Source organism: Ktedonobacter robiniae (assembly GCF_016587375.1).
Classification (GTDB): domain Bacteria; phylum Chloroflexota; class Ktedonobacteria; order Ktedonobacterales; family Ktedonobacteraceae; genus Ktedonobacter; species Ktedonobacter robiniae.
This window is the reverse complement of the sequence record NZ_BNJG01000001.1, coordinates 3,251,078-3,267,223: the sequence shown is the minus strand read 5'-3', so window position 1 is coordinate 3,267,223 and position 16,146 is coordinate 3,251,078. Positions and strand designations below refer to the sequence as shown.

The 16,146-nt window shown below is 53.7% G+C and carries 13 protein-coding genes; 4 read left to right on the top strand and 9 right to left on the bottom strand.

Annotated features, from left to right (window positions below):
• Positions 1 to 22: 22 nt before the first annotated feature.
• From JMJ04_RS13700 to JMJ04_RS13685, 4 genes are all read right to left on the bottom strand, one after another.
• Positions 23 to 1,090, bottom strand: coding sequence for an ABC transporter substrate-binding protein (locus JMJ04_RS13700; protein ID WP_201371028.1), 1,068 nt, complete (start codon positions 1,088 to 1,090; stop codon positions 23 to 25).
• Positions 1,091 to 1,566: 476 nt separating this feature from the next.
• A complete protein-coding gene (locus tag JMJ04_RS13695) occupies positions 1,567 to 3,075 on the bottom strand; it encodes a Clp protease N-terminal domain-containing protein (protein ID WP_201371027.1) in 1,509 nt (502 codons plus the stop codon).
• A 13-nt stretch (positions 3,076 to 3,088) separates the two neighbouring features.
• On the bottom strand, positions 3,089 to 4,387 hold the full coding sequence (locus tag JMJ04_RS13690; protein WP_201369097.1) for an RNA-guided endonuclease InsQ/TnpB family protein: 1,299 nt from the start codon (positions 4,385 to 4,387) through the stop codon (positions 3,089 to 3,091).
• Positions 4,374 to 4,961 (bottom strand): IS607 family transposase, encoded by a 588-nt coding sequence (locus JMJ04_RS13685; protein ID WP_201370004.1) that lies wholly within the window; start codon positions 4,959 to 4,961, stop codon positions 4,374 to 4,376. The genes JMJ04_RS13690 and JMJ04_RS13685 overlap by 14 nt, the downstream gene beginning before the upstream one ends.
• A gap of 470 nt (positions 4,962 to 5,431) precedes the next feature.
• On the opposite strand from JMJ04_RS13685, the gene JMJ04_RS13680 reads away from it, so the two are divergent.
• Positions 5,432 to 6,811: a hypothetical protein gene (locus tag JMJ04_RS13680; protein ID WP_201371026.1), complete on the top strand. Its 1,380-nt coding sequence runs from the start codon at positions 5,432 to 5,434 to the stop codon at positions 6,809 to 6,811.
• Positions 6,812 to 7,204: 393 nt separating this feature from the next.
• Entirely contained in the window at positions 7,205 to 8,911 is a 1,707-nt protein-coding gene (gene ilvD, locus JMJ04_RS13675; protein ID WP_201371025.1) for a dihydroxy-acid dehydratase, read from the top strand.
• Between the two features lie 86 nt (positions 8,912 to 8,997).
• Here ilvD and JMJ04_RS13670 read toward each other — a convergent pair whose 3' ends face one another.
• Both JMJ04_RS13670 and JMJ04_RS13665 read right to left on the bottom strand, forming a co-directional pair.
• Positions 8,998 to 9,546 carry an SRPBCC family protein gene (locus tag JMJ04_RS13670; RefSeq protein ID WP_201371024.1) on the bottom strand — a complete coding sequence of 183 codons (549 nt, stop codon included), beginning with the start codon at positions 9,544 to 9,546 and terminating at the stop codon, positions 8,998 to 9,000.
• 221 nt (positions 9,547 to 9,767) lie between these two features.
• Complete coding sequence (locus tag JMJ04_RS13665; RefSeq protein WP_201371023.1) at positions 9,768 to 9,974, bottom strand: hypothetical protein; 207 nt, start codon at positions 9,972 to 9,974, stop codon at positions 9,768 to 9,770.
• A 377-nt stretch (positions 9,975 to 10,351) separates the two neighbouring features.
• On the opposite strand from JMJ04_RS13665, the gene JMJ04_RS13660 reads away from it, so the two are divergent.
• Positions 10,352 to 11,995: a serine/threonine protein kinase gene (locus tag JMJ04_RS13660; protein WP_201371022.1), complete on the top strand. Its 1,644-nt coding sequence runs from the start codon at positions 10,352 to 10,354 to the stop codon at positions 11,993 to 11,995.
• Between the two features lie 86 nt (positions 11,996 to 12,081).
• Here the strand turns inward: JMJ04_RS13660 and JMJ04_RS13655 are convergent, their stop codons facing one another.
• Entirely contained in the window at positions 12,082 to 13,002 is a 921-nt protein-coding gene (locus JMJ04_RS13655) for an MBL fold metallo-hydrolase (protein ID WP_201371021.1), read from the bottom strand.
• 299 nt (positions 13,003 to 13,301) lie between these two features.
• Here JMJ04_RS13655 and JMJ04_RS13650 point away from each other — a divergent pair, with 299 nt between their 5' ends.
• Positions 13,302 to 14,474, top strand: coding sequence for a 6-phosphofructokinase (locus JMJ04_RS13650; RefSeq protein WP_236038017.1), 1,173 nt, complete (start codon positions 13,302 to 13,304; stop codon positions 14,472 to 14,474).
• A gap of 95 nt (positions 14,475 to 14,569) precedes the next feature.
• Here the strand turns inward: JMJ04_RS13650 and JMJ04_RS13645 are convergent, their stop codons facing one another.
• Together JMJ04_RS13645 and JMJ04_RS13640 are read right to left on the bottom strand one after the other, a co-directional pair.
• Positions 14,570 to 15,661, bottom strand: a complete 1,092-nt coding sequence (locus JMJ04_RS13645; protein ID WP_201371020.1) for an isocitrate/isopropylmalate family dehydrogenase — start codon at positions 15,659 to 15,661, stop codon at positions 14,570 to 14,572.
• Entirely contained in the window at positions 15,658 to 16,146 is a 489-nt protein-coding gene (locus tag JMJ04_RS13640) for a 3-isopropylmalate dehydratase small subunit (protein ID WP_201371019.1), read from the bottom strand. The genes JMJ04_RS13645 and JMJ04_RS13640 overlap by 4 nt, the downstream gene beginning before the upstream one ends.

Genomic DNA, 16,146 nt, shown 5'->3' with positions numbered 1-16,146 from the left:
CTTTCTTGAAAGAGGGTACAGTCTAATGCGATTGCTGCATTGCCTGTACGAAGGCCTTAATCCAGTACTGATCGTTGTAGACAGAAGATCCAGATGGCACCGCTAACTGAGCGCTTTTCACGGTCGTTTTAAAACCGCCAAACTCCTGGCGCAGGTCGATGGTACTCATCAAACCAGGGATGTTTACCAACTCGGCAAAATTCTCACCAGTGGCAGGATTTTGGACGGCATCGTTGTAGACATCCGTTGCGATCTGGGTTGAAATGCTATACGAGCTGGCAATGTCGGCAATGACAGTGGCCTTGTTCGCAGGATTTGCCGCAAACTGGCGACCAAGGATCATGGCTGTGAGGAAGTTTGTGATCACACTGGAGTTCGCCTGGGCATAGCTCTGAGTGACCGCGACAACCGGACCCTGATAAGTCCGGACATATGCAGAGAAAGGAGCTAGATCGGCGAGATTGGCATCATAATGAGATTGCTCTGAAAAGGGAGCCCCCAAGATGGTGGCGTAGACAGGAGCGCCATTAAAGGTGCCCGCTTTCAACGCCTGGTAGCGCTGCAATGAGCCACCAATGACCTGCAACGAGTAGTCGCCATTCTGCAGGCTTAAACCATTAGCAGAGAGAATCTTCTCCAGGGCAAACACATACCCACTTGTAGGTGCATCGACCGCAATGGTCTTGCCCTTCAGGTCGGCGATACTATGAATGCCGTTCGCAGTATTGGCGATCAGGTCCAATCCTTCCCCCTGATCAATACCTGCGACAACCTGAGCAGGAACATTGTTATTCACGTACTGATTCACCACGTTATCAGCAGTTGTTGAAATAATATCGTACTGACCAGCTAATAAAGTATTCCACTGCTGCGTGGAGCTAGCGACCTGATTGTAGGTAACACAGATACCTTCCTGCGCGAAGAATCCATGCGCTTGCGCCTCGATAAACGAAACACTGCGGCTGAATCCTCCATATTGGATACAAGTGCCTGTATCAGCTTTTGCCCTGGTGAATTGATTAAATGTAATCAGTCCTCCTGCAATGACAGCACATATAAGCACTGCCCAAATGATACGGGAAGGCTTCATTAGGAAAGATTTCATCGGAGCCGTTTAGCCTTTCTTTTCTTCACCAAAAAAATATACATAAGAAAAACAGAATCATTTGTACAAGATCCCGCCTTGCCGCTATCTATTTAAAAATTATTACAGCAAGTATATTGGTAAATGTACGAATTAATATTAATTCAACAAGCAGCGTTTAATCAATATAATAGCTGTAAAGACTTATTGATTAGGACGATTAGGCTATCTCTTTTATGTATCTTCTAAGTCCACAATTCCAATATATTTCTACATACTTTTCTATACACTTTTCTGTTTTAAAATGTTTCTTCTTGCTTCAAAATAACTAATTGCTCATACTCATTGTTTTCGGATTCAGGGGTAGGATGCGTTGAGGTTAACCGTTGGAGTCGGGAGTGACTGATGGGCCAGACACGATAGTGGGCCAGGCGCTGCTCCGAACGTTTAAAGGCCTCTACATTCTGCGTTGTCTGTAAAGCCTATTCGTCTGCCCGATATTCCTGGCGTCGCCGTAGCCAGCGATGCAGCACAAAAAAGCCAACACCAATGCCATAACAGAGTCCCACTCTCGCCATACTTTGCCCATCAAATTGCAAGAAGAAAAGGTACAGGCGCGTGGTTGCGGGAAACGTAACGAACAGTATCTGCTGGCAGGCAAGCAAGGTAAGGCCGCTAAAAAGCGTTCTCCAACCCACACGCCGCAGAATGTCCTGGTGAACCAGGTGTCCCAGTTCATGCGCCAGGATCACCTCCTGCTCATCGAGAGGAAACTTTTGATAGAATGTGTCGGTAAGGATGATACGCTTTTGCAGACCCCATTGGACCAGGTGCGCATTGGCGGCCAGGGTTGTGCTCCCTGGTTTGGCATCTTTCGTCTCTTTTACATAAAAGCCTGCGACACGCGTTCCCGTGCGCGTGAGCAACGCCGATAGCCGCTCATTCAAAGGCCCCTCTGGAACCGGAACCAATCTGGTAAAGAGGGTAATAGGAAATCGCGACAGAACATAGACCCGCGCCAGGAAAAAGAGCGCGAAATAGAGCGTACTCATCAGCCACCAGGTGGATGGGAACAGGATAAAGAGCGCGTAGACCACCTCGAATGAAAGCAGAAACTGCGCCAACTGGAAAGCATGATTTAGGCTATACGCCATCAACCAGCGCAGCGTGGAGGAGAGAAGCGAGCGCGATGCCTTCTTGCGTACCAACCGAGGCAGCACAGTAGCATATACCCAGTGCAATGGCAGACACAATAAATACCAGAGACCGTAGCCAAGCATGACAATTCCCAGAGCAAGCCAGGGAAACCACTCGGGGCGTGGCTGGGCAAAAAGAAATGGCTCAGAGGTAAAGAGCGCCAGCAGCACATATCCAATGGAGCCTATGTGTGAATCGACAAAGACCAGGAGCAGCACAAAAACAAGAATGACCCAGCCCAACCAGGCAAAAGGGATGTAATACCGCCGGGCCAGGTTAAGCCTGCGCATACGACGCCTGGAAGCTTCATCAGGCTTCGCGGGTGGCACTTCCTGCGCCTCCAATCTGAGAGAGACCAGGTCAGTAGCGGAGAGTCCTAACGGCTTCAGCATGTTCTCAAGCGTCAGTCCTGCCTCCTGGAGCATCTTCACCCCCTGGCTCTGCTCCTCATACCAGAGTGCCAGCAAGAAATGCTCTGGATTGATCACGACGCCAAGCGCCGTATCCTTCAAACGTACTGTTCGCCCTACAACGATCCGGCTACGCTCGGACAACCCAAATTTCCCCTCCGTTGACGCTCCTTCTTCCTGGGTCAAGCGGGCATGCAGATTAGCATAGAGGTTGGCGGGTTCAAGCGTCAAATGACTCAAAATCTCAGCCGCACGCCCTTCGCGCTCACTCAGCAGACCAAGCCAGAAATGATCTGGCTCCAACTCAGTAGAGCCCAGCGCCCGCGCCTCTTTTTCAGCACTATTGATGAGAGCCTTTGCCGCATCCGCAAACTGATTAAACATAGTTCCGTCGTGACTAGCGAATCCTGACAGAGGCCAGGATTTTCTCGCGAGCGGGTTTGTGAGGGAATGACAGCCTCACGGGATGGACTACCGGCAGATGAACCCTGCGCTCCCCATCCTCTACTCCCTCCGACCCGAAGGCATCAGGAGCTGCTTTTCTGATGATGTTATAGGACCCGTTGCAATCGGCGTGAATGAGTTGGCCATTGGATGCCCGATAGAGCCTCCGTGTGATCCGTTTGCCGCTGAAAACAGGCGCATGCTCCTGGCTTTGCTGGTAGATCGGCAAAGGATCGCGATCCAGGAAACTGGCCTTGCTGGTGTAGCTTTCTTCGGTGAGGATCACCTGGATGCCTTTTTGCTCAGCTTTGTAGGTGAGCATCTGGATGAACTGGGCATGAGGCACCTGAACAAAGTTCTGATTTGTCCGTTTCCCCAGGTTGATCTCCTGTTTCCAGCCCACGTTGCGACCAATCACGAGCGTTCCGATCCCCTCAGCCACCAGCACATCAATCACAAAACGCGAGATGGTGTGCAGATCATGCTCAATCCGCCGATTGCGCCAGAGAGTCAAGCGCTCCATGCGCCGCGTGTTTCCAGGACGACCAAGAGCTTGTTGGAGTTCTGCTCGCCGCTTGTTGTAGAACTGATTCGTACTTTTCAGACCGCGCCCGTTAACGACGACCGGGACAAAACCCGGTTTATTTGAAGTTAGTGCGATCAGATTTTCCAGACCAGGATCGATGCCAGCGATGAGCGCGGGATCGACGGCGGAGCGGCTCGGCTCCTGTTCATAAATGATCTCAACGACGACAAAACCGTGTTTGGGAACCACACGGACCTGAGTGATCGCCTTGGGATCTTGTTGGGTTTTGATCTGAATGCCCAGTCCCGAAGGCTGAATGAGGTGTCGTCCAAGGGTCCGTTTGCTGCGGCTTACGGCCTGCATCGTGTAGATGAGTACGTTGCGGCCTGTCGTTTTGTGCTTGTATTTGGGGAATTGGGGGCGTCGGCGAAATTTTGAGGGATCGCGCTTGTAGGCATCGAGCGCTTCAAAGAAGGATTTCCAGTTGCGTTCGAGCAGCAGCAATACCTGTTGGGCCACTTTCGCAGGCAGTGCTTTGTACGCTTCATGCGACTGCATCCGCCGATCCATTTCATTGTAGTTGAGGTGTTTTCCCTCAAAGATGAAGGCCTGACGGATCTCATACAGCGCCGTATTGTAGAGATTTTTGGAAGCAAAACAGGCCGCGTCAAGCGTGGCATAGCGTGGATCACTCCGAAGAATGATGTGCTTTTCAACCAGGTGCACGGTCGGCCTCCAATTCCTGCACAAGACGCTCTGTTTTGCGTTTGGCACGCCGTTGCCCATAGAGCCGGGCGCAGAACGAGTACACGATGCTGGTGAGGTCTGAGAGCAGGTCTTCTGTGCCATTGTCGGCCTGATTGACGACCTCGATCTCACGCCCATAGGTTTGAAGCAGGGTCTCGATGTAACGGAACCCGAAGCGGGTCCCCCGGTCCTTGTGTTCAATGACGATACGGCCCACACTTGGATCGGCCAAGAGAGCCAGAAACTTCGGCCGATTGTCATTGACGCCAGAGCCAATTTCCTTGACAACTTTGCCCACTTGATAGCCACGGGCAGCGCAGTAGGCAACCAACCGCTCAGCTTGACTGTCCAGGTTGGTCTTGTTTTCTGCGGAAGACACCCGCGTGTAGACCACGGTTTGAGGCTTCGATGAGGGGACTGACACCCTGGTTGGCTCGTCGATGAGAATCGTGTGAGCCCCTACGCGCCGCCCCTGGATTTTCCCGTCCCGGAACCAACGCCAGGCTGTCTCATAGCGGACCCCTTGTTGTTTCGCGTAATCACTGAGTTTCATGCTCAAATCATACTATGCTACTCAATGATTGTCAAGAATTCGCTATACTTTCAAAGATCGGTTTCAATACTCATTCTTACCTCAAAGCCATTCGCTTTTTGCCTTCAAAGGCGCCACATAGTGGGTTTACATTTTCTTCCATAGAAGATCATAAATGAAGGTGTCAGCGACAAACTATGAACCAGTACACACTCATTGGTGCATCCCATAATCGCTCTTTTCGAACTCACGCTTCAACTTCTCCACATAATTTTTGTATCAAGATATTCCCATTATGACCTTTTATACGTTATACTAGAGCAAGGTACTCTTCATGCAAACAGCAAGAAGGGTAAGCCCCTATTCCATGGTCAGCCCGGTTTACGCATGCTCTCCCTTGGGGAAACGTTCGTAGAGAAGAGGATAGGCGGTGTCATACAAAGAGAGATGATGGCGATGCCGCGTTGGTAGATAGAAGAGGGAATCGCATTATGACCGACTCACATGACCTTGTTCGCTTCAATCTGTTTCAGCAGCTTGTTGAGTGGCTCCACTGCAACCAGCAGGATACGCATAAGGGGCGTTTTTACCTCGAAAGACACCTCCCTCTAGCCGAAGATCATAGTGACAAAGAGCTTGAACGCCTGATTAGAGCTCATGTAGAAGAGCATACCGAGCTCAAGCAACAGCTAGAATTTCACCTGCAACTGCTCCAGGAGGTACGCAGGCGCGGTGGCACACGCCAGGCGGTACGCGACGCCTATGTGAATCACTATGGTGGCCTGGTGCTTGATATCCCGGATTGGCTACATGTCTACCTTGAGCAACGCAGCTATCTGGTTCTCCTCAACCGGCCTGAACGCACGCGCAGGCGGCAGGCGGAGATCCTACAGGAGGCTTTAAAGCGTACGGAGGCGGACGCCAAGGCACGCGCCGAGATCTGCGCGGCCTTGCGCAACGAAATCGGAATGCTCCTCATCTCGGGCGCGCAATATGCCACGCAGGAGCTCCAGGTCAAAGCCCTTGAGGACGCCATCGTCCTGCATAAACTGGCCCTCAAGACCTTTACCCCGGCGCGCTACCCTCTCCAGCATGCCAAAACTCAGTTGCTCCTGGGAACCTCTTACCTGCAATATGGCTTCAGTAGCCAGGAGAAAATGCTTGAGCAGGCCATGACCGCGTTCCAGGTAGCCCAGCGCACCTTCACGCTGAAGGAGCATCCCGAGGAATGGCTCAAGCTCCAGACCTTGCTTGGCAAGGCCTTGCTCAAACGCCCCAAAGGGAAGCCCGCGCAGAACATCGAGCAGGCCCTTGAGTATCAACAGACGGCGCTTCAACACATTACCTCTGATACACCCTCTGAAACGCTTGCCCTTATCCATGTGCATCGGGGTGACTGCTACTACCTACGCCAGGCAGGCGAGCGCACAGAGAACCTCATCCAGGCTAAGAATTGTTATCGCCAGGCCTTGCACATCTTCTCTCCCAGCCAGACACCAGAGGAATGGGCCACGACCCATATCCGCCTGGCGGCTATCTTCCAGGCCCTTCCCTGGCAGGATGAGCAGCAACACGACCGCAACCTGCATTGCGCCATTGTCTGTTATGAAGAGGCGCTCCGCACCTATCACCCCGATGTCTACCTTGTCGAATACGCCTCGACCCTCGTCAGCCTGGGCTATACGCATAAGCAGCGCCTGAGCGGTGACCGTGTGCATAACCTGCAACAGGCCTCCAGGTGCTTCCGTAGCGCGCTCCACATCTTCACCAGCAACACCTTCCCCGCCTACTATCGCCAGACCCTGCTCAGCCTGGCCGAGTCGGAACGCCTGCGCAAGGAGACCCTCCAACAGCAGCCTATAGGGGGATAACAGCCCTTAAGATATTCTGGTGTATATGGACATGGGGCGTGGGCGAATGCCCACGCCCCATGTCCATATACACCAGAATATCTTGACATCATTGAATACTTTGCTAAATGGAGTATAATAATCAGCAATAATCCAGAGGAGGGCGCGATCCCGCGTCCAAGCACTTTTCAGTTTGTATATCCGTCGGATATCTTTTTGCTGACCTGGCAATCACAATGTTAAAGTGATTGCTTTGTGCCAATGATGGCCTTCTGGTGTGAAACAGCCTATGAGGAAAGTTGCTGATACGTCTACCTGCTTTTCTATCAGCCTGGATACAACGCAGTATTTCTTCACCCTATCCTCCTGGTCAGCAAGTCATAGCCGATCCACATGAAAGGATGCGTTGCCAGCATGTCAGAGACCGAGAAATCTACGCATACGACCTCCAGGGAACTCAATAGCCGCAGCAAGGCCATTACTGAGGGCGAGATACGCGCCCCCAACCGCTCTATGCTGCGCGCGGTCGGTTTTACCGATGAGGACTTCCAGAAGCCAATGATCGGCATCGCCAGCACCTGGGCCGAGATTACGCCCTGCAACTCACATATCAATCGCCTGGCGGAGAAGGTCAAGGAAGGCGTACGCGTTGGCGGAGGCGCCCCCCAGATCTTCGGCACCATTACCGTTAGCGATGGCATCTCCATGGGCACCGAGGGCATGAAATACTCGCTTCCCAGCCGCGAGGTGATCGCCGACTCTATCGAGCTTGTGAGCAATGCGCAGCGTTTTGACGGCGTTATCGCCCTTGGCGGCTGCGATAAGAATATGCCTGGCTGTTTGATGGCCCTGGCGCGTCTCGACATTCCCAGTATTTTTGTCTATGGTGGCACCATCCTTCCCGGCACCTGTCGCGGGCATGATGTCGATATCGTGAGCGTCTTCGAAGCGGTCGGCAAATATAGCGCCGGGCAGATCAGTCGCGAAGAATTGAAGGAGATCGAGTGCAACGCCATTCCCGGCGCTGGCTCCTGCGGCGGCATGTATACCGCCAACACCATGGCCTCCTCAATTGAGGCCCTGGGTATGTCTCTCCCCGGCAGCTCGTCCGCGCCCGCCGTCACCGCGCGCAAGGCCATGGATTGTTACGAGGCGGGACAGGCTGTGGTACGCCTGATCGAGCGCCAGTTGACGCCACGCCAGATCATGACGAGGGCGGCCTTTGAGAACGCGATCACGCTAGTCATGGCCCTGGGTGGCTCAACCAACGCCGTTCTCCACCTGATCGCCATCGCGCGCCAGATGGACCTTCCCCTGACCATCGACGACTTTACACGCATCGGCAAGAAGGTTCCTCACCTCGCCGACCTCAAGCCAGGCGGACGCTTCGCCATGGCGGACCTGGATAAAGTCGGCGGCGTACAGGCCGTCCTGAAATACCTCCTGAACACTGGCTTCATCAATGGCGACGTGCTGACAGTGACGGGTAAGACCCTGGCGGAGAATCTGGAGAGCGCCCCCGATCTGGCACAGGGCCAGGAGATTGTCATGCCGCTTGAGCAGCCACTACATCCCAGTGGTCCCCTGGTCATCCTCAAGGGCAACCTAGCTCCCGAGGGCGCGGTCTGTAAGATTGCCGGTCTGAAGGTCACAACCCACCGTGGTCCCGCCAAAGTCTTCAACTCTGAGGAAGAGACCTTTGAGGCCATCATGAACCATAAAATCACCCATGGCGACGTAGTTGTGATCCGCTACGAAGGTCCGAAGGGCGGTCCCGGCATGCGCGAGATGCTCGCGGTAACCGCGGCCCTCGTTGGCCAGGGCTATGGCGAGACGGTTGGCCTGATTACCGATGGACGCTTCTCGGGCGGCACACACGGTATGGTCGTCGGACACATCGCTCCCGAGGCCCAGGTTGGCGGTCCCATCGCTATCGTGCAAAATGGCGACATCATCACCATCGACGCGGACAACAACCTGCTTGCTCTCGACCTCAGCGATGAGGAGATCGCCGCGCGCTTTAAGAACTGGCAGGCACCCGAGTCACGCTACAAAACCGGCGTTATCGCCAAGTACGCCAAACTCGTTACCTCCGCCTCCGAAGGCGCAGTTACTCAATAAAATCATCTCATTCATTCTATCGAGCAACAGAAGAGCCGTGGGACGAACGCGTTCGTCCCACGGCTCTTCTGTTGCTCGATAGAATCTTACTTCTCGCGTTTGCGGCTGATGATAAAGCCAATGACCACGCCTACAGCCAGCAGGAGAATGTAAAGGTTTTTATATGACTTTGCATTCACAGCGGGGAGGTTCTCGCCCGTGATACGGCTGTTCAAGCGAGCGAGGACATCGCTATAGATATTGCGCAGGCCAAGTGGTGCAAAGGTACGCTCAAAGAAGCCGCCAACACCGCTGCTACCGCTCCACTCGCTGGCAACCCCCACACGCGTCTGTGTGCCACCGCTCTCAGGCGAGACGGTCCAGGTGGTAACAAACGAGGAATCATAATCACGCTCGCGCAGGACCTTGCCTTTCACGACCTCTTCGACCTTCATACGGTAGTTGCGCTCGCGATTGGCCGCGTGCAGGCGATACTGCACGACCGTCCCTTCGCCCTGTCCCCCCTTCTCGACCCGGTAGTCCTGGAAGTTCTCGGGTAGAAACTGCTCGCGCCGCTTATAATCGCTAAGAATAGCATACACATCGGCGGGTTTCGCATTCACAATACGCTCATTTGTGACGACGATCTGGCTCATATCTATACCTTCCAATCTACTTTTATCCCACCTGGGAAGAGCTTTTTAGCTTTTTGCTAGAGTGCGTTGAGAGGAAAAATCCCCCTATTTCCTATCATATCACTCTTACGGAAGGTATGAGACTGTGAGAAGAAAAGAGGTAATAGTGTGGGGAGCCATGGCAGCCTGCGGCTGCCATGGCTCCCCACACTATTACCTCAAATAGAATAGCAGATCGTATGCTACTGCTCCTCATCCCACATATGCGCATACACAACGAGCGACTCGTCAAGCGGAATTTTGACCCACTCTTCGGTATTAAGCGGGCGCTGGTTTCGCTCCAACTGGTGATCCACACCCAGGCGAGTCATGAGCGCAGGCTCCCTCAAAGCATCCAATGCAGGAATATACATAAAGAAATCTTCTTGCACAAATACCTGTTGACTCATGACCAGTATCCTTTCTGAATCACACCTACCATTGTGAATTATGTATCGTCGAGAAGCTTTCGACAGTCTTAGTATAGCAAGTGAATATAAAGAGAAGATGAATGTTGGATTAGGATATTATCAGAAAATTTATGGATGCTTAGAATGACTTAAAATAATCTACATTATCTCAACATTTCATAGTCCTACAGTACTTCTTTTGGATAATCTGGCGCATTCTACGTCTTATTTAGTAGGAGAGAGGTAGAATTCCACATCTACTAACCACAAAGAGAAACCGTGTATAGAGGAGAAAATGACATATGCTCTTTAAAGAAGGCTCACTTATTCTCTAGCTAATTTTTTAAAGAGCTTTTGTTACGGTAAAGGTGGGTGCAATGATTACAGAGGACGATTTATTGGGGAGAACTCTTGGCGACTATCAGTTGACCAGGCGCCTGGGGCAGGGTGGAATGAGTGTGATCTACCTAGCCAAGTGGCTCTCGACACAGCCGCGCTTTGTGGCAGTGAAGATACTGCGACCACCCAGGCGCGAGAATGCCGAGGATTTTGCCACCTTCCGAGAGCGCTTTCGCCGCGAAGCCCGCATCATTGCCAGGCTCAGGCATCCACATATCGTGCCCATTTATGATTATGGCGAAGAGGATGATTTAGCCTATATCGTGATGCAGTATGAGAAGAGCAGCCTGGAAGGAGTTCTCAAAACGCGAGGCTCTCTCTCGCTTGAGCGCACCAGCACCTATCTCGCACAGATCTGTGAGGCGCTCGATTATGCGCATGACAAGGGCATTATTCATCGTGACCTCAAACCAAGCAATATTCTGCTGGATGAAAATAACCAGGCAGTATTAGCGGATTTTGGTATCTCGCGCATCCGCATCAGCAATAATCCTTATGACCAGGTCACACTGACGGGCACGGATATTGTCCTGGGCACACCTGCCTACATGGCACCAGAGATGTTTCGAACGCGCGAATTCGACTACAGCGTGGACATCTATGCACTGGGCATCATTCTTTATGAGATGCTGAGTGGAGATCTCCCTTTCAAAGGGAGAGAGATTGACCTGATGGAGCAACACGAGCGGAAACCGCTCCCCTCCTTGTATGAGCGCCATTTTAAGATTCCCAGAGCAGTGGACCAGGTCCTGAGCAAAGCAGCGGCTAAGCGCCCAGGAGATCGGTATCTGCGGGCCAGCGAATTAGCGCGTGACTTTCACCGGGCCATCCAGCCCCTGTCGCGTCCAGCGGCTACTACCTACGAGCCACCACCGTCTTACCCAGGCCAGCGCTCCTCCAACAAGCACCAGGCCGTAAGACCTCCACATCACCTGCATGGCGAGGTAGGGGGTATGCAAGATCTCCCACTGCGTCCAGCAGCGCCGCGCCGCAACGAGCCTATCAGCAATAGAGGCAACAGCCGGCCGCCAGTCTCCGTTCCTCCACGAGCGCATAACTCTAAGCCACCTGGAGGCCAACAGAGAGAGCCAGGCAGGAGCAGGCCACCGGCGCAACGCACATCGCCCAAACGCAAAAGCGTGGACGCCTTCTGGCTTAGCGTAGCTTTGATCTTGGTAGTGGGTATTGGCATCTATGCGTTTAGTGGGCATCAACAAGACAGCACCATCCAAGCCACAACGCCAACCACCGCCACGCCTACCACGGTTACAAACGTCCAGGCGCCAGTCGCGCCAACCGTAGACGATGCAAAGAACGCCTTCAGTCAATACAATGATTACATCAATCAGCGGCAGTTTGACCAGGCCTATCAGATGTTAGGACCCCAAAAGAAGCAGAAACTATCCCTTCAACAATTCACAGATGGCTTCACAAATACGAAGAGGCAGTCCATCGCCTTTACGCAAGTTGCGCCAGGCGCGAACCCGAACCAGTTTCGCGTCGAGGTAATCATTACAGCAACCGAAGTAAGCCGTACACGTACCTATGATTGGCAGGGTACCATGACGCGCCTCGCAAATGGCTCCTGGCAAATCGACGAATACAGCCAGCACCCAATCTAATACGCGCTGAACACGGCCCTGGCAAGTTGTCAGCTAAGCGCCCACATCGGCCATACCAGCCCACAAGTCTACCACTACTAATCTTACTATTGTTGCTGGCTCACCCATTGCAAGATATGGCGGCTATTCTGATCATGGACCCAGCGATAGAACTTGTCATCCTCGCATGGTTCCTCCAGGGTCGCAATCGCCTCCTCAAAGGAGAAGCCCAGCAGGTTCGAGGCGGTTTTGAGCTCATCTTCAGTGAATGTGCGAGGCGAATGCGAGAGCAGCAGGCGCGCTCGCCGCTCAATTTCGCGGAAGTAGGCGAGGTTCCCGGTCAGCGTCGCAATGCTGTTGCGTTTGCCATGCCCACAGAGAACACGCTCAGGTTGCAACGCGCTCAGGCGCTCAAGCGAGCTTAGCATAAGGGGCACGGCCTGGGCGCTCTCCAGAGAGGGCAGAGGAAACTCCGCCGCGTCGAAGGCCAGCAAGAGGCGTAGCTCAGGTATCCAGAGCGAGACCTGGTCCCTCTGGTGCCCCGGCGTATGCAAGAGTTGCAGGGTCAGATCGCCGCCCTCAATAGTCAACTGATCGTTGAACGTCAGCTTAGGCGGGCGCAGTACGACATGCTGGAAGCAATCAAAGCGTTTTTGATACTCATCCAGGCCCTCCTGTGCCTCTTTGGTCAACATACGCTCACGGCAGGAGGCATGAGCGATGATCGGCGCGGCATGGCGGCCCTGAAAATAATTATTGCCCCAGGTGTGATCCCAATCGGCATGGCTATTGACGACCAGGAGCTGCCGCCCCGCAAGCTCACTCTGTATCTCACCTAGCACAGCCTGCATATCCTCGGGGCAGAGCAAGGTATCGCACACCACTACATAGTCGCGCGTGATGATAGCGTATGCGTCCACCTCCATCAAGCCTTTCTCCTCGCTCTCGGCAAAGGCAGAACGAAAGACACGCACGCGCTCATCCCCACTCAGCCCCTTGATGCTCTCAAACTTTTTTACATATGCCAAAGCAGCACCCCCTTCAGCAAATAAGCAATCAATCAGTAAAAGCAGTATACAAAACCGTCTCTCATTGCACAAGTCCAGACATTTTCAATCCATACCTCCCCTTTTTGGCACACTTTTGTGTAAAATAGCAAATTTCTGGGGTAGAAGGATGGTATAATTTTCACAATTCTTCCTTCTTTCAACGGGGAACTGATCGAAGAGCAAATTGAAATCCACTGTACAAAAGGGAGAGGACCGTCTATGCCAGGACACGTGCAAAATCCTGTTCGTTCATTGGGGGTGTTGACCGGTGGGGGGATGTGCCCGGGCTTAATGTCGCAATCAAGGCGCTGGTGTATCGTGCTGAACCTCTGGGGATACGTGTAGTGGGGATTCGTGCGGGTTGGGAAGGGATTACGTTCCTGAACCGTGACCTTGACAGGGAAGAAATTATTTTTCGTGAAGACGATCGCGCAACCTGGAAGAATGGCTATATCATGCCATTGAACAGGTTAAACACACGCGATATTGATCGTCTTGGAGGAACCATCCTCCATTCGACGCGCTACAATCCACTGGGGACACGGGTAGCCAACCTGCCACAACACTTGAAGTCATACGGTGAGGGGAAGCAGCCTCATGAGCGTGTGGATCTAACGCAAGAAGTCATCGCAAACATGGATCACCTGGGTTTAGATGGCCTGATTGTATTGGGTGGTGATGGAACCTTGAGCTATGGCGCAAAGCTAGCCGCCGCTGGTATTCCGGTATGGGCAATTCCGAAGACCATGGATAACGACGTACCCGGGACGGAGTACAGTATTGGCTTTCAAACGGCTATTAGCCGGGCTGCTGAGTTTATCAACCGTGTGCGTTCGACTGTGAGCTCACATAGACAGACGGCGATCTTCCGCCTGTTTGGACGTGATGCTGGCTTTACCGCACTTGAGACGGCAGTCGTCACCTGGGCTGACCGGCTGGTTATACCGGAGGTTCCTATCGATATTGAGCGGCTCAGCAGGCTCGTAATACGGGATAGGGAGCACAATCCAAAGAACTACTCGCTTGTCCTGGCATCTGAAGGAGTCGTACTGGACAGGGCAAATGAGAGCAATGAGCATAGCGATCCCTTTGTGCATAAGAAGAAGGCCAATGTCGCCGAGATTCTGGCCGAGCAGTTGAGCGAACGCATACCCGAGGTACGCTTCCTGCCAATCGATCTCACATATGTGCTGCGTAGCGGGGAGCCGGAAGTGTACGACAAGCATGCATCTATCTATTTTGCTAATGTCATCATGAACAGCGTAGCCGAAGGAATGAGCGGGGTCATGGCCGCGTTCCACAACGGCGATTTTATCTGTACGGATATCCCATCGAAAGCGATTCCGGCGCGAAGGGTCGACCCGGCAGATTATCACGAGGGACGCTATCGCCCGAGATTCGAGTGCATCAAGGGGCGCTATCGCTCACAGGAAGATATATCTTTGGCTTAACTCCTCACGCCTGCGGCGCTCGCCCGGATAGTGTAAGAGGGAGGTCCTGGCGTCGCAGACTGCCAGGACCTCCCTCTTACACTATCCGTATTGATTTAGAGGGAAGAACGCACAGCCACGATGAAGTCGCTGGTGCTGGCGCTGCCTCCCTGATCCACGGGTAGCGTATGGCCCTCGCTGTAGACATGAGCGATGGCATTCTCAAGGCGGGTGGCCTGTTCACGATATCCATAGTGCGCCAGGAACATAGCACCTGAGAGCAGCATGGCCGTGGGATTGATGGTGTTCTTACCCGCGATATCAGGGGCCGAGCCGTGTACGGGCTCGAAGTAGGCATACTCCGCGCCATAGCAGGCGCTGGGCGAGAGTCCCAGGCCGCCGATAGAGCCACTGGCGACATCGGCCAGGATATCGCCGTGCTCGTTACCCAGCACGACGACATCCAGCGTTTCAGGCGCGGCAATCATTCTGCGCCCAAGATCATCAATTAAAAACTCCTGGTAACTCAGTTCCGGATGCTCACGCACCATTTCGCGCACGATCTCGCGGAAGCGACCATCCGTCTGCGGCAGAATAGAGTACTTGGCCCCCAGGGTTACACAACCAGGATATCCGGCGGCTAAGCGCTGTAAGGCCAGGTTACAGGCGGCTTCGGCGACACGCCGAGCCTGCGTATCTGTGCTGACGCGTACGGCATACGCGCCTGTCTCCTGTACTGGAGGCGCCTGCCACCAGGAGCCACTACTGGTGAGAGCTCCAAGCTCTGAGAGCGCGCCCTCGCGTGGCGGATACATCCCCTCCAGATTGTCGCGCACAATCACATAGTCGATACGCTCGGGCTGGCGCATGGGACTCTGATAGCCAGGGAGCCAGCGTACCGGGCGGATATTGACGTAGGTCTGTTTCCCCCAACGCAGGTACCAGAGCACGGGGCGGCTTGGACCACCACTGGCACCAAAGAGGGTGCAGTCTGCGCTATCAATCGCGGCGCGCGTTTCAGCTGGGAAAGCCTCGCCATAGCGCTCCTGGGCCTCACGCCCACTGAGGGCCTGCGTAAATTGTATGTCGGGCACCAGCTCGCGCAGAAGCGCCACTGTTGGTAACACGACCTCAGGCGCGGCATCATCGCCCGCGACCACGCACACCCGCAAGCCGGAGCGTGGCGTTGTTACGTGCTCACTGCTCATCGAAGGGTCCCTTGCTGCTGAATATAGTTGACGATGCCATGAGCTGCTACGATACGCGCCACGAAGGGGTCAAGCGGCTCAGACTGGAACTGCTGCCCGGTCGTGAGATTGGTGATGAGGCCGCTCTCCAGGTTTACATCCATCTGCTGGCCATCCTCGCCAGCCAGAACCGCCTCCTCACTAATCAAAACCGGTAGACCGATATTGACGGCGTTGCGATAGAAGATGCGCGCGAAACTGCGTGCGATCACGACTTTGATGCCATTGGCCAAGATGGAGGTAGGAGCGTGCTCGCGGGAGGAACCACAGCCAAAGTTATGCCCGGCGAGCAGGATGTCGCCCGTCTGCACCTCCTGCGCGAACTCGGGTAGTACCTCGCAGAGGCAGTGGCGCGCCAGTTGCGCGGGATCGGTGGTTACGTTATAGCGTCCAGGGATAATAATGTCGGTGTTGATGTTATCACCAAGCTTCCAGATGCGTCCCAT